Origin of the sequence: Candidatus Neptunochlamydia sp. REUL1 (genome assembly GCF_963457595.1) — a bacterium.
Taxonomy (GTDB): Bacteria; Chlamydiota; Chlamydiia; order Chlamydiales; family Simkaniaceae; genus Neptunichlamydia.
Genome location: NZ_OY735137.1, coordinates 1,763,214 through 1,783,448 on the forward strand (window position 1 = coordinate 1,763,214; position 20,235 = coordinate 1,783,448).

General features: G+C 42.2%; 19 protein-coding genes and 3 pseudogenes. 6 read left to right on the forward strand and 16 right to left on the reverse strand.

All coding sequences use genetic code 11. The annotated features are described in order from the left end of the window. Positions 1–60: 60 nt before the first annotated feature. Positions 61–378, reverse strand: a pseudogene (locus R2I63_RS09400) (transposase); the annotation flags it as partial. A 7-nt stretch (positions 379–385) separates the two neighbouring features. Here R2I63_RS09400 and R2I63_RS09405 point away from each other — a divergent pair. Next, positions 386–628 (forward strand): hypothetical protein, encoded by a 243-nt coding sequence (locus tag R2I63_RS09405; RefSeq protein ID WP_316357166.1) that lies wholly within the window; start codon positions 386–388, stop codon positions 626–628. An 85-nt stretch (positions 629–713) separates the two neighbouring features. On the opposite strand, the gene R2I63_RS09410 is transcribed toward R2I63_RS09405, so the two are convergent. From R2I63_RS09410 to tsaD, 6 genes are all read right to left on the reverse strand, one after another. Then, positions 714–1,556, reverse strand: coding sequence for a polyprenyl synthetase family protein (locus R2I63_RS09410; RefSeq protein WP_316357168.1), 843 nt, complete (start codon positions 1,554–1,556; stop codon positions 714–716). Continuing rightward, positions 1,513–2,934: a UDP-glucose dehydrogenase family protein gene (locus tag R2I63_RS09415; protein ID WP_316357170.1), complete on the reverse strand. Its 1,422-nt coding sequence runs from the start codon at positions 2,932–2,934 to the stop codon at positions 1,513–1,515. The genes R2I63_RS09410 and R2I63_RS09415 overlap by 44 nt, the downstream gene beginning before the upstream one ends. After that, positions 2,927–3,598 (reverse strand): ABC transporter ATP-binding protein, encoded by a 672-nt coding sequence (locus R2I63_RS09420; RefSeq protein WP_316357172.1) that lies wholly within the window; start codon positions 3,596–3,598, stop codon positions 2,927–2,929. The genes R2I63_RS09415 and R2I63_RS09420 overlap by 8 nt, the downstream gene beginning before the upstream one ends. Then, complete coding sequence (locus R2I63_RS09425) at positions 3,598–5,607, reverse strand: ABC transporter permease (RefSeq protein WP_316357175.1); 2,010 nt, start codon at positions 5,605–5,607, stop codon at positions 3,598–3,600. Before R2I63_RS09425 ends, R2I63_RS09420 begins: the two co-directional genes overlap by 1 nt. Positions 5,608–5,663: 56 nt before the next feature. Beyond that, the gene (rpmG, locus tag R2I63_RS09430; RefSeq protein ID WP_316357177.1) at positions 5,664–5,825 is read right to left on the reverse strand and encodes a 50S ribosomal protein L33; all 162 of its coding nucleotides are present in this window, start codon (positions 5,823–5,825) and stop codon (positions 5,664–5,666) included. Between the two features lie 72 nt (positions 5,826–5,897). Then, the gene (gene tsaD, locus R2I63_RS09435) at positions 5,898–6,887 is read right to left on the reverse strand and encodes a tRNA (adenosine(37)-N6)-threonylcarbamoyltransferase complex transferase subunit TsaD (RefSeq protein WP_316357179.1); all 990 of its coding nucleotides are present in this window, start codon (positions 6,885–6,887) and stop codon (positions 5,898–5,900) included. Between the two features lie 94 nt (positions 6,888–6,981). Here tsaD and R2I63_RS09440 point away from each other — a divergent pair, with 94 nt between their 5' ends. Next, positions 6,982–8,385, forward strand: a complete 1,404-nt coding sequence (locus tag R2I63_RS09440) for a hypothetical protein (protein ID WP_316357180.1) — start codon at positions 6,982–6,984, stop codon at positions 8,383–8,385. 63 nt (positions 8,386–8,448) lie between these two features. Then, a pseudogene (locus tag R2I63_RS09445) lies at positions 8,449–8,688 on the forward strand (group II intron reverse transcriptase/maturase); the annotation flags it as partial. A gap of 232 nt (positions 8,689–8,920) precedes the next feature. On the opposite strand, the gene R2I63_RS09450 reads toward R2I63_RS09445, so the two are convergent. Then, positions 8,921–9,130: a hypothetical protein gene (locus R2I63_RS09450; RefSeq protein WP_316357186.1), complete on the reverse strand. Its 210-nt coding sequence runs from the start codon at positions 9,128–9,130 to the stop codon at positions 8,921–8,923. A gap of 23 nt (positions 9,131–9,153) precedes the next feature. Beyond that, the gene (locus R2I63_RS09455) at positions 9,154–10,473 is read right to left on the reverse strand and encodes a hypothetical protein (protein WP_316357188.1); all 1,320 of its coding nucleotides are present in this window, start codon (positions 10,471–10,473) and stop codon (positions 9,154–9,156) included. 278 nt (positions 10,474–10,751) lie between these two features. Here R2I63_RS09455 and R2I63_RS09460 point away from each other — a divergent pair, with 278 nt between their 5' ends. Further along, entirely contained in the window at positions 10,752–10,967 is a 216-nt protein-coding gene (locus R2I63_RS09460; RefSeq protein WP_316357189.1) for a hypothetical protein, read from the forward strand. Between the two features lie 83 nt (positions 10,968–11,050). Here the strand turns inward: R2I63_RS09460 and pgl are convergent, their stop codons facing one another. Genes pgl through zwf form a run of 3 tightly spaced genes read right to left on the reverse strand, consistent with a single transcriptional unit; the run spans position 11,051 to position 14,482 of the window. Next, the gene (gene pgl, locus R2I63_RS09465; protein ID WP_316357191.1) at positions 11,051–11,833 is read right to left on the reverse strand and encodes a 6-phosphogluconolactonase; all 783 of its coding nucleotides are present in this window, start codon (positions 11,831–11,833) and stop codon (positions 11,051–11,053) included. Next, positions 11,811–12,908, reverse strand: a complete 1,098-nt coding sequence (locus R2I63_RS09470; RefSeq protein WP_316357194.1) for a glucose-6-phosphate dehydrogenase assembly protein OpcA — start codon at positions 12,906–12,908, stop codon at positions 11,811–11,813. Before R2I63_RS09470 ends, pgl begins: the two co-directional genes overlap by 23 nt. A 29-nt stretch (positions 12,909–12,937) precedes the next feature. Continuing rightward, positions 12,938–14,482: a glucose-6-phosphate dehydrogenase gene (zwf, locus tag R2I63_RS09475; protein WP_316357198.1), complete on the reverse strand. Its 1,545-nt coding sequence runs from the start codon at positions 14,480–14,482 to the stop codon at positions 12,938–12,940. A gap of 120 nt (positions 14,483–14,602) precedes the next feature. Between zwf and R2I63_RS09480 the strand changes: the two genes are divergently transcribed. Then, the gene (locus R2I63_RS09480; protein WP_316357200.1) at positions 14,603–15,544 is read left to right on the forward strand and encodes a methyltransferase domain-containing protein; all 942 of its coding nucleotides are present in this window, start codon (positions 14,603–14,605) and stop codon (positions 15,542–15,544) included. Between the two features lie 6 nt (positions 15,545–15,550). Here the strand turns inward: R2I63_RS09480 and nadA are convergent, their stop codons facing one another. Genes nadA through R2I63_RS09495 form a run of 3 tightly spaced genes read right to left on the reverse strand, consistent with a single transcriptional unit; the run spans position 15,551 to position 18,528 of the window. After that, complete coding sequence (nadA, locus tag R2I63_RS09485) at positions 15,551–16,549, reverse strand: quinolinate synthase NadA (RefSeq protein WP_316357202.1); 999 nt, start codon at positions 16,547–16,549, stop codon at positions 15,551–15,553. Next, entirely contained in the window at positions 16,539–16,958 is a 420-nt protein-coding gene (ruvX, locus tag R2I63_RS09490) for a Holliday junction resolvase RuvX (RefSeq protein WP_316357205.1), read from the reverse strand. The genes nadA and ruvX overlap by 11 nt, the downstream gene beginning before the upstream one ends. Continuing rightward, the gene (locus tag R2I63_RS09495; RefSeq protein WP_316357208.1) at positions 16,951–18,528 is read right to left on the reverse strand and encodes a CTP synthase; all 1,578 of its coding nucleotides are present in this window, start codon (positions 18,526–18,528) and stop codon (positions 16,951–16,953) included. Before R2I63_RS09495 ends, ruvX begins: the two co-directional genes overlap by 8 nt. A 54-nt stretch (positions 18,529–18,582) precedes the next feature. On the opposite strand from R2I63_RS09495, the gene R2I63_RS09500 reads away from it, so the two are divergent. After that, entirely contained in the window at positions 18,583–19,533 is a 951-nt protein-coding gene (locus R2I63_RS09500; RefSeq protein ID WP_316357211.1) for a DMT family transporter, read from the forward strand. A gap of 362 nt (positions 19,534–19,895) precedes the next feature. Here R2I63_RS09500 and R2I63_RS09510 read toward each other — a convergent pair. Further along, a pseudogene (locus R2I63_RS09510) lies at positions 19,896–20,072 on the reverse strand (transposase); the annotation flags it as partial. Positions 20,073–20,235: the final 163 nt, after the last annotated feature.

The window sequence follows — 20,235 nt, forward strand, 5'->3', positions numbered from 1 at the left end:
AAGAGATATTGTCAAATGTTGTGTCTGAGCGTCTAAGCGTATCCTTGGTTTTCTTCATTTTTAAGCCACTTTCTTTAACTCTTCTCCGTCCTTAAATTGGACTCCATTCATGACCTTTGAAATCATTTGACTGCCACGGAGTTTTCTCCAATGGGATTCTGCTGACATTGAGAGCTTAAACACCATTGAAAGCGTCGCTATCCTAGAGCCACATCCCTTTGTTTGTCTCGACCGGTGCCTAATCATTGCAAAGGTTGATTCTATCGGGTTTGTCGCCCTAATGTGCTGCCAATACTGGGCTGGATAGTCATAGAAAGTGAAGAGCTGATCCTCATCTTTCGTCAAGCATTTACATGCCTTTGGGTACTTTGCTTCATAGAGAGAAATGAAGCGATTCATCGCTTTTATTCCCTCAGTAACTATTTCTTATACACAGATTGCTTGGCTTTATGGTATTTCTATGCCTTGTGCCCGAAGCTATATCAAACGAGACCTTCAAATGGGGTTGATCTTCAGCAAGAACTTTAACTGGCTCCCCTGGAAGCAAGTGAGTTGCTACCTCACCCCTTTTGGGTATAGTCATCTCCACAAAGACTTGGCGACTCCTGCTCCTCGTGAATCCTACTAGATAATATCGTTAAATAATCTTCGTTTGGAATCTTTCTATGAAGAAACTTCAAGACGTATGTTGCAAAAGTCCATTCCTACACTTCTCAAATATTTGAGATTGCCTTTAGAGTATGATGGCACTTAGAAGGAAGTACCTCAAGTGCACTTCTTTTATATTCTGCAGCAATCTCTGCAGCTTTTTCCCTTCCAAATAAAGTAATGCAATTAGACTTGCCTTTTGCAATATCGCTTTTTGCAGGCTTGCCAAGTTTGGAAGTGTCTGAGGTGACGTCGAGAATATCATCTTGCATTTGGAAAGCAACTCCATAGAGTTCTCCACATTTTTTGAGTGCTTCCTGTTCCTTGAGAGGAGCTCCGCTGAGGAGTGAGCCACATTCAAGTGCAGCTGAAAAAAGAGCCGCTGTTTTCCCAAGATACATAAACTGAAGGATATTCCAATCAACCTCCTTTCCTTCGAAGAGAATATCGACAAGTTGGCCTCCAATCATTCCATGCCCTCCCGCAGCCTTTGCTATGATGGCGGTGATTTCTTGCGAGGCTCCGCAGGTAGCAAGGGTTTCAAAAGCATAAGTGAGGAGGAAATCTCCCACAAGAACGGCTGCTCCTTCACCATAGACTTTGTGGAGAGAGGGTTTACCCCTGCGAAGGTCATCATCATCCATGCAAGGGAGATCGTCGTGAATCAGTGAGTAGGTATGGATCATTTCAAGAGCACATGCGACATCGAGTCCCTTTTCAATAGGAACATTATAATCTTTTAAAAGGCTTAGAAGAAGAAGTGGACGTAGGCGTTTTCCAGGAAGCATTAAGGAGTAATGGGCCCCTTCAAAAAGAAGAAAATGAAGTCCTTCCCGTTTAGGAAGAAGCTTTTCGAGACGCTCGTTAACGCGTGTGCGCAGAGTCGTGGTCGAGTCTACTACTGTCATACCGGCTGGCCTTTTTTGTACCGATGGAACGGAGCTCATTTAAAAGAGCTGTCTGAGTTTCTGGAACTCCCATACCAAAGTATCGAAATCCCTTTGTTGCCATCTCTTTGGGATGGTATTGGTTCCTTCCATCGAAAAATGCATTTCCTCTCATCTTAGACAAAATTGTCTTTAAATTCACAAATCGAAATTGCTTCCATTCTGTTACAAGGACAATGGCATCGGCATTATGTGCTGCTTGATATTCGCTTATACAAAAGCGGATCTTTTCTTGATCTTCAAGGATCTTTTTTGCGTTTCCCATAGCAATGGGGTCATATAGGCGGAGGTTGGCACCTTTTTTGATTAGAGAGTGGATGAGGGTGAGTGCTGGGGCATCTCGCATGTCATCAGTATTGGGCTTAAACGAAAGTCCCCATATTGCAACTGTTTTTCCTCTTACATTTCCTTTACTGGCAAAGTAATCAGAGATTTTTTCTGAGAGGCGGTTTTTTTGTTTTTCGTTGATCTCTTCAATAGCGCTCAAGAGGGGAGTTTTGCAATTCAAGTCTCGTGCCAAAGCCGCTAAAGACCGAATGTCTTTTGGAAAGCATGACCCTCCGTAACCTGCACCAGCATAAAGAAAATGGTATCCAATACGGTGGTCACCACTCATCCCTTTTCGGACCGTATTGATATTGGCCCCGACTTTTTCACACATCCAGGATAACTCATTCATAAAGGAGATTCGCGTGGCAAGCATCGCATTTGAAGCGTATTTCGTGAGTTCTGCAGATTCGATATCCATCACCAGAACCCGGTCATGGTTGACGGTAAATGAGGAGTATAAATGCTGCAAGATGCGGGTTGCCTTTTCGCTATCGCTTCCAATGATAATGCGATCAGGTTTCATGCAGTCATCGATCGCAGACCCTTCCTTCAGGAACTCAGGGCATGAAACTACATCGAAAGGAACCTTGTTTATAAGGTGATCTTCAATGAGTAATTTTAACCGCTTTACTGTTCCTACAGGGACTGTTGATTTATTCACGATGATAGCATATCCCTCGAGCTTTTGGGCTATGGAGATCGCTGCAGCTTCGACCTGCGATAGGTCTGCCCTTCCTTCTTCACCCTCGGGAGTGCCTACTGCGATGAAGCAGGCCTCTGAGCCTTTGACTTCTTCGTAGTCTGTTGAGAATACGAGGCGTTTTTCCTTTTGGTTGCGCTCGACCAGTTCCTTGAGCCCTGGCTCATAAAAGGGGATTGTCCCTTTCTTTAGCTTTTCAATTTTGCTTTTATCGATATCAATGCATGTGACATTGTGTCCCATTTCAGCAAAACAGGTTCCTGTGACAAGGCCCACGTAGCCCACACCAACAACAATAATTTTAGTCATGCGGTGATTCCGTTAATTCTAATACTCCACCCTGCAGATTATAGATAAAGTCGCACTGCTTTGCAAGAGCATGGTTATGGGTGACAATAATGAGACCCTTTCCAAGGCTTTTTGCTTTAGAGATTAAAATGTCATGGATGCGATCAGAATTGGTATCATCGAGATTGCCTGAAGGTTCATCTGCAAGAATTAAATCGGGATTATTGCAAAGAGCACGCGCAATAGCAGCTCGTTGCTTTTCCCCGCCCGATAGTTGCTTTGCTAGGTGGTGGAGATGAGATTCCAGACCGACTTCCAAAAGCAAGCTTTTCGCTTCCTCCTCTTTGCCTCCTAATCGTCCGATGCGGCTTGGCATCAAGACATTTTCTAGGACTGAATATTCATCGAGAAGGTTGTAATTTTGAAAGACAAATCCGATATGTTGGTTACGAAGCAAAGCACCCTGGTCTCCAAGGGCATTTTGTCCGGCGATCTCAAGACTGCCCCCATTTGGCTGATCGAGTGTCCCTAATATGTGCAGTAAGGTACTTTTTCCAACCCCGGAAGGTCCCATTATTGCTACAGTTTCACCAGGGTTAACCGTGAGTGAAACTCCTTTTAAAATATCGCATTTTAGGGGACGAAAAAAGGACTTTTTTAAATCTTTTGCGACCAGAACTGCCATTATTCGGACCTCAAGATTTGTGAAGGGTGAAGTTTAGTGGCCTTTACTGCAGGAACAAGCCCAGCAAGTAACGAAATGATAGGCGTGGCGATTAGAATAAAAATCAGTGCATGGTTGCTTAATTGGTTTGGCAGAGATTTTCCATAGAAGACTACATTGAATGCATCGTGCCCCTGTAAGAGGCTTAGAAAGCTGACAACGCTGTCAATATTATGGAGAGTGAGAATCGCTGCTCCCGTTCCAATCAACGTGCTGAGGGTTCCCATGATCCCACCACACAGGGTAAAGATGAGGGCGATACTTTTTTTCGATGCTCCCATGGCGCTTAAGATTGCAATCTCTCTCTTCTTATCATTTACCAAAATGACAAGAAGAGAAATGATATTGCTACAGGCAACAATAAGGACGATTCCTCCAATCAGGGTAAAGAGGTACTTATCACTTTGAAATTGCTGCAGAAGATCCTTAGCAAAGTCGTATTCATGAAAGGTTGTGATATTCCAATAAGGGGAAAGGCCTTCTTTTTGAAAGGCTGCGTCTATCTTTTCTTTGATCTCTTTAGCACTCCCTAGCTCATCTAAATAGACTTGAATACCATTCACCATATTGGGGTCAAAGAGAGACTGGGAGGCAGCATTAATTGCGTGAACAAGCTCAGGTTGCGTTAAGATGACTTTGGCGCCAATTGCCATCACGCCGGGATCGTAAAAACCAACAACTCGCATGGGAAGGCGTTGTTCTTGCACCGAGCTGCTAGTTGCGGCTCCATATGAGAAATATCCAACATCCCCCAGCTCCACTTTGCTATTCTGAAAGTGTTTAGGGAGAACAACAGCAGGAGTGTCCCCATCAGGCAAGTATGCTTCATTCCCAATGAAATAGGGCCATGGAGGCATGACGTGTGGAGTGCTTTCAAAGCGGCTTACAATATTTGCATGCTCCACTTCGATTCCCTCCCAGGGGATTTGTCCTGCAATTTCTCTTCCTTGAAGGAGTGTCTTTACATGAAAACGAAAGTCACTCAGAGATTTCACACCTTTCTTTTCATAGGGGGAAAGAGTTGCTTCCATTGAGATCCTTCCCTCAAGATAAATAGGAACAGAAAAACTCACTGTATGGCTACTTCCGTCTTTCCCTACATAATGGAGTCGTCCTTGACTCTTTTTAATTTTTCCGTTTCCCTCTTTTGGTTTCATAGGAAAAACAATCTGGCTAATCATTCCATTTTTCATCGGAGCATAGACATCGAATTCTTCCCCTTCGGGTAGTAGCACTGCAAGGGCTTGCCATCTATGGGAGGTTGTTTTCATCCTCTGAATTTCCAAGTTGGATAGTAGAGATTCTAATCGGGATTGAAATTCGGAAACTGAAACTTGCTCAACTTCTTCAGGAGTGTCTTCACTGACTCCATTCATCGAGACATCAGCCAAGAAAAAGAGGTGGTTGAGATCTTCCATGCGTGGTGTTTCAATAAGGGTTGGAAGTAGGGGGCTTTTGCCACTGAAAGAGGAGATATATGATACCTGAGTTAAGTAACCTTGCCCGCGCTCTTGGGATTGTGAAAACAAAATTCCTTGTGGGCGGATCATTCGCAGCTTTAGGACTGCTCCTGATACTTCGTAATCCTGAGCAGTAAGTTGGAGGTCATTAATGATCCCGAAGGCTTCCTTCACCAAGTCTTTTGGAGAACCATCTTGATTGCTGAGTTTTTCAGGCCACCTGCGAGGGATGGCTTGATCTTCGTCGGGAGCATAAGGGTCCGTCAGAAGCGTTGAAGCTTTCTCTCCAATACTCTTGTAGCGGTAATCGGAAGCGTTGCTAATACTATCGACTTGATAGTAATAGGAGTGGTAATAGTCTTCTGTAGGTGTGATTCGAATCGGAGCGTTAAGGGATGTGAGCTTTTTTAGCCAATTCTTTTCGATCCCGTCTGTGACAGATAGGAAAACAAGAACAAGCCAAACAACAAGAGAGATTACACCAACAGACATGAGGGCAATTAAGGACATCGACAGCTGCCTCTTCCTTGGAATGAGGTACTTGCGAGCAATCGAAAATTCAAATATCACTTGGCTTCTTTAAAAACGACGTGGCGTCTGAGGTTTTTATCGTACTTTTTTAGCTCAATTCTGTCAGGAGTATTGCGTTTATTTTTAAAAGTCCAATAGGTTTCAGCACTCTCAGTGCTCTTAAGTCGAATCTTTTCGCGTGCGCCTTTCTTTGCCATAGTTCAAATTCCTTTGTTCCCAACAATCCTAACCGATCTTACGAAAAAAGTCTAGTCTAGATATTTTAGACTTTATGAAATATTCAGGCGAGGATAGGCATGCACTTCATTAGAAAAGTTTTTCCTTTGATAGAGGTGGAAGCCAAGTCCTGCAATCATTGCCCCATTATCAACACTCAGTCCCTTTTTAGGATAAAAGACAGGATAAGGAGATTTTTCAAATAGCTCACGGAGTCTTTGGCTTTGAGTAACCCCTCCACCACAGTATATCGCTTGACAATCGAAGGTAATGGCGGCTTTTAAGGCTTTATTCACAATGTCCCCAAGAGCTGCATCTTGAAAGCTTGCTGCAATGTGTTTTTTCTCCTCATCAGCGATTATCGAGGGAGCCCGTTTGTCACAATTTGCTCCTTTTACTGTGTATAGGACGTTTGTTTTGAGGCCGCTAAAAGAAAAGTCTATAGGGCGGCCTTTTACCTGACCTGCTCGGAAGGGGTATTTGCATGCGTCTCCATGCAAAGCAAGTTTTTCAATATGGGGTCCTCCAGGATAAGGGAATCCTAAGAGCGCTGCGACTTTATCAAATGCTTCACCAACGGCATCGTCTACTGTAGTTCCTAGAATCTTGTAACCGCAGATGCTTGTCATTTTTGCTAAGAATGTATGTCCTCCAGAAGCAACGATTCCCAGGGCGGGGAAACGGGGCTTCTCGTCCATCATAGCAGAGTAAAGATGGGCTTCAACATGGTTTACCCCAACAAGGGGCTTACCCCACCCATAGGCCAAGGCTTTAGCTCCGATCACGCCTATGAGCAGAGCCCCCATTAATCCGGGTCCATTTGCCACAGCAATCAAATCGATTTCGTGCCCCTGAATTGCCTGTTCTACTAGGGGAATCAATTGGTCAATATGGTGGCGGGAAGCAACTTCTGGATAGACTCCACCAAATTGTTGATGAACCTCCGCCTGTGATGCGATGAGGTTAATTAAAATATTCACTCCATCTTCGACAACAGCCACAGCTGTTTCATCGCAAGATGTTTCAATTCCAAGGACTTTCATGGACGAAAGTATATCAAATTCCTAGTTTTTCCACTTGTAAAATATCTCTTAAAAATGAAATAACTCTCCGTAATTCAAAATTTAGGAGTTACAGATGTCTGAAATAGATTTTGCCCTTTCGGGCCCTTCAGGTGAACATTTTACAGAGTGGGATTACGATCGGCAGTGTGAAGATGAAATTACGTTTGCGCCGGGGCAACCTTCGTTTATTGAACAAAAAAACCTTGCGCAGCGTCCTTTAAACCAACGGATTACTTACAATGCAAATGAAAAGTTTACATTTTCTCTTGTTGATAATCTTATTCAGGTAAAAAGTTTTTCAAAATCTTTTAGAGAAGTGAAGGCAGATTTTTGGCAGTCAAAGCGCCTAACGACTGGGATAATAACCCTTGTAGGGACGCCTACTTTAGGATCTTTAGCGGCAGTTGGCGGACTTTCTCCTCTTGCATCTGGAGCTGTAGGAGTCGGCGCTGTTGCGCTTCTTATTTTCGGGGCATACCGAACCTATCAAGCGCATCAACAGGTGGGGCTTTGGCAGAAAAATCTTCCTGAAGCTGTAGCAATGCAGAGAAAAGAGGCTTTCGATACAGGGCTTCTTTCGATCTATATCAAAGACGACCTAGGGGCAAAATCTCAGCCAGCCCTCTTCTCAAAGGTTTTGAGTACTGTTGAACTCAATGGACTTTATCTTGAATATCTTGATGCAGTGCAAAAAGAAATGGTGGGTGTCCACAGTGCAAAGGGTAAGACAGCTCTTCTTGAGTCTGCGGCAAAATACAGTCCTCTTGGCGAAAAAATGATGAATTTTGTAAGACTTCACCCTCAATATGGAGTGCCTCTTACTCTTTACCATCAAGAGCATGCTAAGTTCGTAAAGACCTATAACATGGTTGAAAACATGGTGAGTGATAAAATTGAGGATGTGCAGCAAAAAGCTCAGGAAAATATTGATTCTGTTTCTCAAAGTAAGCAGGCAGCTCTTGCCGTGGCTTACACGACATATGCTTTGTATAAGAGAAACGCTGAATCCAAACTTGATGAGAAGCTGCAGTCCTATCCCCTAGGAGCTCAGTATGATCATTATCAACAAACAGCTCGAAATGAATACAGAACAACTATAGAGCAAGCGCAGTCGATTCGTGATACTTCGGTGCGTCTTATTTCGCTTCCCTTTGATGCTCGAATAGATACAATTCGGGGTGAAAGAGATGATTATATCAAAGACATCAGAAGAAATCGTGATGCGCACCTTCTTCCACTGTTTAATCACATCTCAAACCTCCACAGAGAAGCTCATCTTGTAGCAACCGGGGCGCAGCCTCCAAGGCAATACTTCGACCCCGCTGGACTCTACCCTCGCTTCCCTACTTACGAGATGCAACCAGTTCCCTCAGCGCCTTCACTAGAGGAAGTTTTGAGGAATGAAAGGCAGGGGTATGATGCACGAGTTTTTGATGAAATTCTTGGAATTTATCAGAGAGAAGCAGCAAATACTTAATTGGATAAGGAATGATATGACTTGAAGCTGATTCCATCAGACAACCGGAAACGGGAGGAACAAATGGAAAAAGTAAAACCGTTTAGAATTTCCAAACACACTGTGATGGAAGCATACAAACGTGTGAAAGCAAATAAAGGAGCTGCAGGGGTTGATCGACAGTCAATTGAAGACTTTGAGATTAACCTCAAAAGTAACCTTTATAAACTTTGGAACAGAATGTCATCCGGGAGTTATTTCCCTCCACCCGTGCTTGAGGTAGAAATACCCAAGAACAATGGGGGGAAACGAAAACTGGGAATTTGGATTTAAACCAACAGCATAAGTCATAGGAGCCGTATGAATCGAGAGGTTCACGTACGGATCTGTGAGGACGTGAGGGGGAGGTTCCCTCGCGTTACTCGACTTATGCCTCCGCTCATAGCGGTTGGTTACTTTGTTTTTTTAAATCTTCGTAATTTGATTCCATTACATTAATCTCCAATTAGGTGGGGTATAAGGGAGCTTACAAGAAAAGTAAAAATCCTGCAAAAATTTATTTTGGACCAAGCAAATCTGATTCTAAATTCATATTTTCTAAACCGATATCTTTTTGTTCAATATCGTACAAATAGGCATGATTTTTAAGAGTAGATATTACTGAGTAATAAGCCATCAACTTGCCTTCTTTATATCTATCTTCCCCATGTTCTAGATTGGCTTCATTCTTTATTTCAAGAGCTTGATGTTTAATTAGATCAATCATATGTAGTATATGAGATTATCCCACTAATAAATATCTTCATATAAATAAATTTTCATATTTCCTCCCAACGAACTTTTTGCAGTCCAGGGGGTACCAGGGTTAAGTGGATCTGGAGAAAAAATCGCACTAAGGTCTTTTTCATCTTTTTGGTCCCCAGCATCCATATTTTCTTCCAAAATTTCTGTTACCCCATTGATGGTCATTGTTACTTGTCCCAAATCAGTTACCGCTGTTATGTCAGCAAACATAACTTTATGATTAACATCCCAGTCAGGTATAATACCACTACTAACTCCTTTATCAGATTTAACCTCTTCGATGATTTCTTTAAAAGTAAGTTTCTCATCTGAAATAGCAAGGACTTGAGCCATTTTAACCACTGGTTCTTGAAGCCATGTTTTGAGGTAGTTCTTAGGTGCTAAATAACCTAATCCTGAGTTTGTTTCATGAGAAGGCTCTGTTTTCTTAGATTTAAACACGTAGCTCAGCCTAATACCAATATCATAAGAGCTAGCTAAACAATATTTTCCAGCTGTATACCCTCCGAAGAAACCCGCTGTTAGTCCAGGGAAGCTCTTAGGCTTCCAATTTAACTCTCCAGAATAGTTGTTGAAAGGTTTACGAAATGATGCTTTTGTTCTTAAATCGAATGTATCTGAAAAAGGGTGGAGAAGGGAGATTCCTCCTCCAATACCACTCTTGGAAAGATGGCAACCATTTTTTATGTCATATTTCACATGATCATAACTAACATCTAATCCTACAACAGTCCTAAATCTTTTGAATTGTAAATCTGCTCCTCCTTTCCCTCCCCAGGCATTTGCCCCAGCGATTCTTCTATGATTTACAAAAATTTTATATGGATCTAATGGGTTTTTAGATAGTTTTCTGCTCCATGAATGTGAGTAATATCCATCAAGTTGGCAAGACTTAACAAATAAAGAAGACATTTCTTTTTCAAATACATGTTTGATCCCAATTCCCCCTGACGCTTGATGAACCCATTTTTTTTGTGACCCTGTATAGAAGTTGAATTTCAAATCTTGCATCAAATGCTCACCACTGATTTTGATGCCAGTTTTTTCGTTGCTTCCTAGGCAGAACCCGAAAGTAGCATTACTTCTCAATTGTTTTGGACCACCTTCAAATAAACCGGACAAAACGAATGCATAAAAATCGTGAGATAATTGAATCCTAGCGGAAGGACCCAAAAAATTATTACGGGAACCTTTAGTTTTAATTTTTTCTTCAATTTCAGTTTCAGTAAAAGTGATTGTTTCTGCACACACATTTATGGAGATTAATAAGGAAATACTAATTTGACAAATGGTGATTAATCTCATTATTATTGCATACCTCTCAAAAAAATTACCTATCTTTCTAAATAAAATTATAAGAGTTATTTTTCAACAATAAACTAGGCTCTATCCCTAAAGATAAAAATTGATTAGACTATCATGAGACTATCCCACTAATTTTCTAACCCAAAAAAACGTAATTCCCAATAACATAAATGCTTCATATACAGGTGATAGAGGTATAACCGAATGTTGTGTCTGGGAATAAATGAGCGTATCCTTGGAAAGTTGAATAAATTTTCCATAAATAAGGAGATACGCTCATGGAAAAGTATGATAAATTACCAGGATTTCAGCAAGGTTTAGAAGAGATCGTGCGAGAAGGAGCGCGAAAAATGCTTCATCAAGCAATTGAAAGTGAAGTAGAAGAGTTTATAAAGCGGTGTAGCAATGCAAAAGATAAAAATGGCTATATGACTGTGAAGACAAGCGGCTACCTTCCAGAAAGAGAAATCCAATCTTGTTTGTTCTTCATCTAGTCTTCTATTGCTCATCGAACTGATTGTTACATCTACTGACTCTATTGACATTTTTTTTTATAGAATCGAAAGACAATAGGTAACTAATTCGGCTTTTTCTTTAGAATAGGGTCGGCGGCTTCGCTATCGAGGACCCAAAGCGCTTTGTTGTGAGGTGTTCCAATGAGGGAAACTGGATAGGTGTGTGTGTGACTTTTAAGAAAAACCTGGCTTACCATTTTTGCTTTGCTTTTGCCTAGCACATAGATCGCGATGTTACGAGCAGAGTTGATGCAAGGGTAGGTGAGGGTCATGCGCCAAGTCTCTTTTTGAGGGACTTTGTTTGCAGTGGCAAGGGCGACTTTTTCTTCGAGGGCTTTAGTACCTGGGAAAAGAGAGGCTGTATGACCATCTTCGCCCATTCCAAGCATTATGAGATCAAACGGGCGGGACCCTAAGATCTCTAGAATCTTTTCTTCATAGGACTTGGCGTTCTCTGCAATATTTTCTTCTGCCTCCATTCGAAAGATGTGGGTAGGTGGAATTGATAGAGATTTTAGTCCGGCATCCATTGCCATTCGAAAGTTACTGTCGGGGTCGGTTGGAGGAACAGACCTCTCATCTCCCCAAAAAATGAAGACTTTTCCCCAGTCTATTTCTCCTGAATAAGAAGGAGAAGAAAGCATTTCAAAGATCTTTTTTGGAGTTGACCCTCCCGAGAGTGCCACAGCAAAATACTCATGAGATTTCATCGCTTCTTTGGCACAGTTAAGGAAGTGTTCAACGGCAAAAGCAAGCGTGTGGTTCCGGTCCCCAGGGTGGGCAATATCTCTTGTATCGTCCCAAGAAAAAAAATGGGAATCATCACTCATCACACAGGCTTTCATTTTTAACCTCAGATAGGAGTTGAAGCATTTTCGTATAATGAAAGCTTGTTCCTTTATGGCAAATTTCTTTGACGAGAGATTGTCCTGAGACATCCTTATCTAGGACATAGTTTACAGGAAGCGAACAAAACTCGGGACTCGATTTTTCGATCGTTACATGGTGGGGACACTTCAAATTGCGCTTAAAAGCATATTGGTACCCCCGGTCGGTCTCAATCTCAATCAAGAGAAGTCTTCCAGGTGACACCTCTTCAGAAGAGTCAGGGATAATTACAGACTCAATTTCTCCAAACTCACCTTCGTAGTAAAAGGTTAGATGCTTCCCCTTTGAGTTCACCTTTTTGATGGACCACCCAAGTTGAACTGCAATCCAGGCTTGAAGATAGACTGACTGGATGTTTGTGTGGCAGAGATAGTCGGTTTCTTTTGAATTGAAGCTGATAGAGATTTTATTTGCATGCTTTAATTTTTCGAGTTCCTCAGATGACTTGAAGACATTGGCAAAGAGTTGTCTCCATCCTTCGATACGGGCCCAATTAAGGTCTGCAACGTCAGCGCCGCATCGCAGGTCATGGGAGAGCACTGCCTTTGCAAAGGCAGGCAGGTCACATGCTGCTTCAGAATCAAAGATAATTCTGTCTGCTAAGTGTTCAAGTGTTTCAGCAATGGGGTTCTCAAATGAGGGGTCATCAGCATGAACGAGGTAAATGGGGAGATCGGGCTGGATATGGGGAAGAATCACGAAGGGGACTCGGGGATGATCCTTGCTGCAGACTTCGACTTCAATCAAATCACAAGCGATTTCATACTCTCCTTCGTCGGCAGTCATTACCGAGACGGATGTCAGCAGATCTTGGTTTGAGCAGGTGTCGTCATAAGTGATAAAGATGACGCGTGAAGGAAATTTTTCAATGACCTTCTGAGCAATTTGGTTAAGGTAGCCAATGCGCTGGCATTTCTTTGCATAAATGATCAGGTTAAAGAGACAGGCCCGCATTTTATTGGATCCCTGAAGAGAATCCCAAATCCGCTCCAATTCAGATTCGATATCAGCTGGGTGGATTGTTTGTGTCATATGAGTGCACTATACCTTGTTTCTGGGGCTCATATCAAGCGCCATTTTCGTCCATCCCGTGCTAGCATCTCATCTGAAGCTTTTGGGCCCCAGGTACCAGCTTCATAGTTAGGAAAATCTTTAGGGGTTGTATTCGCCCAGTGGTCAAGAAGGGGAGTGAAAAACTGCCAGGAATGGAAGACTTCATCCTGCCTTGCAAAAAGAGTGTTATCTCCAGCGATACAATCACAAATCAATCGCTCGTAAGCATCTGGAGGGGTGAGACCGAAGAATGCTCCATAGCGGAAGTCCATTTTTACAGGTTGAATTGGACTACTCGGTCCTGGGACTTTACAGTTAATTTTTAGTGCAATTCCTTCATTTGGCTGGATCCGAATTGCCAAAACATTGGGTTCGTGTTTTTGTCCATGCTCGTGAAACAAGATTCCGGGAGGATGTTTGAAAGTCACAGCAATTTCTGTCGCTCGTTTGGGTAACCTTTTTGCGCCTCTCAAGTAGAATGGGACACCGTCCCATCTCCAATTATCAATGAAGAATCGAACAGCCCCATAGGTTTCTATCTTTGATTTGGGGTCTACATTCTCTTCTTCTCGGTATCCTTTGACCTCTTCGCCACTGGTAAATCCTTTGCCATACTGTCCACGTACGGCTGACTTCTCAAAATCATCACCCTTGAAAGGTCGGAGGGCTTCTAATACCTTAACCTTTTCATCATGAATGGCGCTCGGGCTTAAATTCACAGGAGGTTCCATTGCGATGAGTGAAAAGAGTTGCATCATGTGGTTTTGCATGATGTCGCGAACAAGTCCTTGTTCTTCGTAGAACCTTCCTCGAGTCCCAATTCCAATATCCTCTGCAACAGTAAACTGGACATGATCGATATAGCGGTGGTTCCAAAGGTTTTCAAAAATAGAATTCCCAAAACGGAATACCAAGAGATTTTGTGCTGTTTCTTTTCCAAGGTAGTGGTCAATTCTATAGAGCTGTTCTTCACTTAGGTGTTGCATCAAGTCTTTTTGAAGCTCTAAGGCCGAATTTAAATCGTGGCCAAAGGGTTTTTCAATAATGACCCGTGACCATTTTTCCTTTTCGGTCTTATGGTCATATAGGAGTTTATGCTTCTTGAGCTTCTCAATGATGGTTGGAAAAAAGCTGGGCTGAGTTGACAGATAGTAGATCCGGTTGCCTTGAGTTCCCATCTGCGTATCGAGATCTGCTAAATGCGTGGCAAACCTTTCATATCCAGCGTCATCGTCAAATTCTGACTGGTGGTAAAAGAGTTGTGAATGGAAGGAATCCCAGAGGGTTTCTTCTAGAGGTTTTACACGAGAGTGTTCACTCACTGCTTTTTTCATTTCGTCACGAAAAACTTCATCGGTCTTTTCCCGTCTTGCAAATCCGCAGCACGCAAAGTTCGCGGGGAGTTGTCCTTCTCGCTTTAAATTATATAAGGCGGGCATGAGCTTTCGCGCTGTCAAATCACCGGTTGCGCCGAAAATAACAACAACACAAGGATCTAAACTTCTTGAGGTTTGACCTGGCTCCTCAAAGGGGTGTACTTCTTCACTTACCATTTCTTAAACTTAAGTGAAGAAACGATTTTAATCTAGGAGAATTTTAGTTCTATATTCAAGCCATGAAAACTTGAAAAAATTCATTTCTTTAACCATACTCCTCATACTAAAGGATATTGGATGATAAAAAACTGTATGAGCTTGGCGTTAACCCTGCTTTGTTCAGTGGTGTTTTGTAGTGGAAATAAAGTGATAGATGAACGACTAGAAAAAATGCATCGGTATCACGCTGGAGGGTGCTGCTCAGTTTCTTGGAAAGATAGAAACTATCATGCTGAAATATTATCAATTGAGGGGCATCAGGTTACGGTTCGCGTGCTTGATCCTTCTCTTCCCATTGATTCATGGCCTAGGCTGAGTTTTGACAGAAATGAAATTTACCCTGCCTCTTATAAAAAATGTAATTCTTTAGAAAGTCTCATTGAAAGTCTTAAATATTCTCATACGCTTGTGACTCCTATAATCGAGCAGGCTTTTAGAGAAATCGATCGTGGCTGGTTTTGCTTAGAGAACCCATACTATGACACTGCAATAGATATTGGATGTAAGATGTGCATTTCCTCACCTCATATGCATATCTGGTATTTGGAGTTAAGCAAAGACCTTATTGGAAATGCTAAGAAAATACTCGATGTTGGGACCGGGACTGGGTACCTCGCTGCAATCTTTGCTTACTTAGCACCGGATGCAGAGGTATATGGGTTAGAATACTACGATTCATTAACGCATACTGCTGCAAATACAATCCAACGGAATTTTCCTAAGGAAGCAAGTAGAATTTCATTTATAACGACTGATGGAGAAAAGGGGTATTTAGAGGGAGCTCCGTATGATATTATTACCGTAGGTTTCATGTGTGAGGGAATCCCACACCCCTTAGTTGATCAGCTTAAACCTGGGGGAAGGTTGATTCTTCCTGTAGCGGCAGAAAAAAGAAAATCTAGTTATGATGAGCGGCTTTCTAGTGGGGATTTCATGGTTATTGATAAGAAAGAAGATGGAACTGTTGCAATGCATAGGGTTTTATCTTGTTCTTTTATCCCTTCCCAAACAGCTAACTAATCAAGCCTAGACGATCGTGAACATAGCATCGACACAGCTAAGTGCTCGTGCTTGAACGGAGGGGTCGATTTCTATCACGTGTCGGGGGGATTTTAGGGACTCTAAAATCCCTTCGAGGCTATTCGATTTCATGTAGCGACACATCATGCAAGAGCCGACGAGTTTAAGGTTAGGGTGCTCGACCTGAAGGCGAGAGGCAATTCCACACTCGGTAAGAATCAAAAAGGGGTTTTCATCTTTTTGATGCTCTTTTGCATAGTTTACAATCTGACTTGTAGAGCCAACGATATCCGCTGTTTTGATAACCTCTTCTGTGCATTCTGGATGGGCGAGTACCGTGAGTTTAGGGTGAACCTTTCTAAGTGTTTCGACCTCTAAGCGGGTGAACTCTTCGTGGACATAACAACTTCCATCATAAAGCTGAATTTCTTTTTTATCACCAAGCGCATTCTTTACATTTTGTCCCATGAGCTTGTCCGGCAGAAAATAGATCTTGTCATTCGGGAGTTGCTCAATGATTAGATTTACATTTGAAGAGGTGACACAGACATCGCATTCTGCTTTTACCTCTGCTGTTGTATTGATATAGCAGACAAAAGTATGGTCTGGGTATTCTTTTCTGAGACGGCGAACATCAGCGCCTGTGATGCTGTCAGCAAGTGAGCATCCTCCGTTAGGATTGGGGTCAATTACCGTTTTTTTGGGATTTAAAATCTTGGCTGTTTCGGCCATAAAACGAACAGCAGGAAAGACAATCGTTTCCTTTGTTGTTTCTTTAGCTTTTAGAGCTAGTCCGTAAGAGTCTCCTACATGGTCGGCAACGGTATAGATAATATCTGGGTGGACATAGGAGTGTGCTAAGATAAGAGCGTCTTTTTCTTCTTTGAGCGCATTAATTTCATTGATTAGGGGGGTGAGTCTCTCACACCTCTCTATGGTATAAGCACACAGTGGATTAGCAACGTCAATGTGCTTTAATTTTTCGTAGAGTTCTTCAGCTTCCATGGGAGTTTCCATCCAGATAGTTTTGCAGAATGAGAGTTGCACTCATCGTATCGACATGTTGGGTACGCTGTTTTCTACTTACATTTCCTTCAATCAGTAGTTTTTCTACCTGCTTAGAGGTGAGACGTTCATCCCACAAAATAAGAGGGAGGCCACTCTTTTTCTCTAATATTGAGGCGAATTTTCTCACTGTTGTTGTTGTTTCACTGTCCTTTCCTGAAAGCAGGAGGGGAAGACCGAGAACGATAGTTTCGATATCATCGCATTCTTTCACAATCAGTTCGGTCGTTGCTTCAAGCGTTTTCCCAACAAGAACAGTTTTTAAAGGAGATGCGATGATCTTCATTGGGTCAGAACGAGAAAGCCCAATCCGTTTCATCCCAAAGTCTACACCGAGAACTCTACCCATGGAGCATAGCTCCTATAAAAGCAGTAAATAGAGGGTGAGGCTTTATTGGCTTTGATTTAAACTCGGGGTGGAACTGAACACCCACCATCCAAGGGTGGTTTTTGATCTCAGCAATCTCACAAAGAAAATCATTGGTTCCTGAAATAATAAGCCCTTTTTCCTCGCACTCATCTTTATAAGCATTGTTAAATTCATAGCGATGACGGTGGCGTTCCTCAATTTTTTTCTCTTTATAGGCTGCAAAGGCCTTACTTTTTGGCAAAAGAGAGCAGGGGTGACTTCCTAATCGCATTGTGCCTCCGAGGTTGGAGACATCTTCTTGTTCTGTCAATAAGGAAATAATTGGATCAGGGGTATCAGCATTCATTTCTGTTGAGTTGGCATTTTTAAGTCCAAGGACTGAGCGAGCAAACTCAACAACCAAGACTTGCATTCCTAGGCAAATCCCAAAGTAGGGGGTGTTGTTTTCTCGGCAATACTTTGCAATTTTGACTTTTCCTTCAAAGCCTCTTTCCCCGAATCCCCCGGGGACAAGGTAGCCATCGCACCCATCCACCTTTGAGTCGCTTTCAGAGTCAAAACCTTGGATTTCAACCTTCACTTCGTGAGAAATGCCCCCATGGCAGAGAGCCTCCACCACTGATTTATAAGCATCTTGGTGATGAATGTACTTTCCAACTAGCCCCACTTTGACCGTCTTTTTTGGGTTCGAAAGGATATTAACCATTTTTCCCCAATGAGAAATGTGTGTCTTTTTGCACTTAAGATTAAGAAGAGAACAGAGCTGCTTATCAAGTTTTTGATCTACCATTGTAAGAGGGAGTTCATAAACAGTTCCTGAGACGTCAACTTGTTCAACAACAGCTTCTCTTGCGACGTTACAAAAGAGGGCAATCTTGTCCTTAACCTCTTTATCAAGAGGGCTCTCGGAGCGACATAAGATGAGATCAGGGAAAATCCCTAAGCTCTGGATTGCACGAACTGAGTGTTGCGAAGGTTTTGTTTTCACCTCTCCTGCAGCTTTCAGGTAGGGGACATAGGTCATATGAATATTAATGCAATCGCTTGGGTGATCTAGGCGGAATTGACGAATAGCCTCCAGAAATGGTAGGGATTCGATATCTCCTACAGTTCCTCCAACTTCAACTAAAATGACATCAATCCCTTTTTCTTGATCAGCACATCTATGAATGCGTTTCTTGATCTCGTTAGTGACGTGGGGGATCACCTGAACGGTATTTCCGAGGTAGTCTCCATGCCTCTCCTGCTTGATCACAGTATCATAAACCTGCCCTGAGGTTGCGTTACTTGATTTGGAGAGAGGGGAATTGGTAAAACGGTAATAATGGCCGAGATCTAGGTCTGTTTCAGCGCCATCGTCGGTAACGTAGACCTCCCCATGTTGAAAGGGATTCATTGTTCCCGGGTCAACATTCAGGTAGGGGTCAAGTTTTAGCATGGCAATTTTGAGGCCTTGAGCTTCGAGAAGCATTCCAATCGATGCCGATGCAAGTCCTTTGCCTAGGGATGAAACAACACCTCCTGTCATAAAAATGTATTTTTTTGCCATTTGTTTCCTTTTCAGCTATAGGTAGATTGTATAACTAATTAGAGAAAAAAGGCAATGATTCAGCATTTAGAAAGACCGAAAAAGAGATTGGGGCTTGGAATTCTGATTATTGTGATTGCAACGGTGATGCTCGCCATTCAGGCCATGTTTGTGAAGCTCGCATCTCCATACTTGAGTACAAATTTTCTGTGTTTTGCACGGTCATTTGTTAATCTTGTTATGCTCATGCTTTGGGTCTTTATTTCTCCAACTGCACCTAAAACCAACCAGCTTTTTAAAACCAAAAATTACACTCACCATGCTGTTCGTTCTGTATGTGGAGTAGCAGCTCTTTTTTGCTTCTATTACAGTATCACAAAACTCTCTCTAGCGACTGGAACCCTTATTTTTTACTCTTTTCCTCTTTTTGTTCCTATTGCTTCCAGGCTCTGGCTCCGCGTTAAACTCGTTCACAGGCTGTGGTGGGGGCTTGGAATTGCATTTTTAGGACTTCTTTTTGTGCTTCGTCCTGGTCAGAATATATTTGATCCCTTAGTTATTATTCCGCTTGTTGGTGCGATGTTTGCAGGGACAGCTGTTGTGGCGGTCCGTACGCTAAATTATACAGAGCCTTGGGAGCGGATAACAGCCTACTATTTTGTTTTAAGTGTCATTGTAACGGCGGCAGTTCTATTCCTTTTTCCTGAACCTGACATCGTTTTTACGGATAAAAGTTTAGGTTACGCATTTCTTGCAGGTTTTTTTGCTGCAATCTTTCAAGTGCTTCTCACGATGGCTGCAAAATTTGCCCCTATGCGCTTTGTGAGCCCGTTTATCTATCTCAGCTTTATATTTGGAGCAATCATCCAATATTTTATTTGGGGAGAAGCGGTACCTCCTGGAGTAATCCTAGGCTTTTGTCTGATTGTGATTGGAACAGCGCTTCTTGTTCTCCTCTACCCAAAGAATGATCTTCAGTTCCACTCAAAGAACTCAAAGAAGAAAAGTGCAGGCAAGAGCACATAGGCAGAGCCTAGCCCGTACTATCCTAAGGTTAGGTTGAGACTTCTTTCTAGGCTCTGTCCTCAAAGTTTACACCATATGATGATCAAAGCGAACAAGAGAGCCTCTTTAAACATGCAAATTATTTTATCATAACGTGTTGCGATTCTTTGAAACTCCTTAATACGTCCAAAGAACCTTTCGACAGCATTTCGTTCTTTATACGTGTGCTCATCATATTGAATGGTATTACATTGGTCCGACCTTTTGCTCCCCAGTCATGGGTGCCAAAGCAACGTTCTCCTATTTTTGCATAACCATGAGTTCGAGGTATGTCATGCGCAAATCCACTCTCATCAATATATATAGCTAAAAATTTTTAGCTATACCGTCTTCCACGAACCAAACTCTGAAGGCAAATCCCTCCAAGGAGCTCCTGTTCTTAGTACCCAATAAATAGCTTCTAAAAACCGTCTGTCATCATTCCCATGCCTTCCTTTTGGAGCTGGTAATAAAGGGGCGATTTTTTCCCAAATCTCATGAGTAATTGATTCTCTTAACATAAAGTCAAACCTCCTTTGGCTTTACTCTATGATAGTCTAATCAATTTTTATCTTTAGGGACAGAGCCTAGTAAAATGGTGTTTAGGATTTTCTTTTTCATAACGATTCCTTTTATTAATTCTCTATATTCAATAATTTGCAATTAATTAAAAACTTATGCGCA

What these genes read in the sequence shown, in the direction of transcription:
- zwf (WP_316357198.1), bottom strand. Translation starts at nt 14,482, where the DNA reads ATGGTAAGTGAAGAAGTACACCCCTTTGAGGAGCCAGGTCAAACCTCA.
- R2I63_RS09420 (WP_316357172.1), bottom strand. Translation starts at nt 3,598, where the DNA reads ATGGCAGTTCTGGTCGCAAAAGATTTAAAAAAGTCCTTTTTTCGTCCC.
- tsaD (WP_316357179.1), bottom strand. Translation starts at nt 6,887, where the DNA reads ATGAAAGTCCTTGGAATTGAAACATCTTGCGATGAAACAGCTGTGGCT.
- R2I63_RS09495 (WP_316357208.1), bottom strand. Translation starts at nt 18,528, where the DNA reads ATGGCAAAAAAATACATTTTTATGACAGGAGGTGTTGTTTCATCCCTA.
- R2I63_RS09405 (WP_316357166.1), top strand. Translation starts at nt 386, where the DNA reads ATGAAGCGATTCATCGCTTTTATTCCCTCAGTAACTATTTCTTATACA.
- R2I63_RS09470 (WP_316357194.1), bottom strand. Translation starts at nt 12,908, where the DNA reads ATGACACAAACAATCCACCCAGCTGATATCGAATCTGAATTGGAGCGG.
- R2I63_RS09455 (WP_316357188.1), bottom strand. Translation starts at nt 10,473, where the DNA reads ATGAGATTAATCACCATTTGTCAAATTAGTATTTCCTTATTAATCTCC.
- rpmG (WP_316357177.1), bottom strand. Translation starts at nt 5,825, where the DNA reads ATGGCAAAGAAAGGCGCACGCGAAAAGATTCGACTTAAGAGCACTGAG.
- R2I63_RS09480 (WP_316357200.1), top strand. Translation starts at nt 14,603, where the DNA reads ATGATAAAAAACTGTATGAGCTTGGCGTTAACCCTGCTTTGTTCAGTG.
- R2I63_RS09415 (WP_316357170.1), bottom strand. Translation starts at nt 2,934, where the DNA reads ATGACTAAAATTATTGTTGTTGGTGTGGGCTACGTGGGCCTTGTCACA.
- R2I63_RS09440 (WP_316357180.1), top strand. Translation starts at nt 6,982, where the DNA reads ATGTCTGAAATAGATTTTGCCCTTTCGGGCCCTTCAGGTGAACATTTT.
- R2I63_RS09425 (WP_316357175.1), bottom strand. Translation starts at nt 5,607, where the DNA reads ATGTCCTTAATTGCCCTCATGTCTGTTGGTGTAATCTCTCTTGTTGTT.
- R2I63_RS09410 (WP_316357168.1), bottom strand. Translation starts at nt 1,556, where the DNA reads ATGACAGTAGTAGACTCGACCACGACTCTGCGCACACGCGTTAACGAG.
- R2I63_RS09450 (WP_316357186.1), bottom strand. Translation starts at nt 9,130, where the DNA reads ATGATTGATCTAATTAAACATCAAGCTCTTGAAATAAAGAATGAAGCC.
- R2I63_RS09500 (WP_316357211.1), top strand. Translation starts at nt 18,583, where the DNA reads ATGATTCAGCATTTAGAAAGACCGAAAAAGAGATTGGGGCTTGGAATT.
- R2I63_RS09460 (WP_316357189.1), top strand. Translation starts at nt 10,752, where the DNA reads ATGGAAAAGTATGATAAATTACCAGGATTTCAGCAAGGTTTAGAAGAG.
- nadA (WP_316357202.1), bottom strand. Translation starts at nt 16,549, where the DNA reads ATGGAAGCTGAAGAACTCTACGAAAAATTAAAGCACATTGACGTTGCT.
- pgl (WP_316357191.1), bottom strand. Translation starts at nt 11,833, where the DNA reads ATGAAAGCCTGTGTGATGAGTGATGATTCCCATTTTTTTTCTTGGGAC.
- ruvX (WP_316357205.1), bottom strand. Translation starts at nt 16,958, where the DNA reads ATGGGTAGAGTTCTCGGTGTAGACTTTGGGATGAAACGGATTGGGCTT.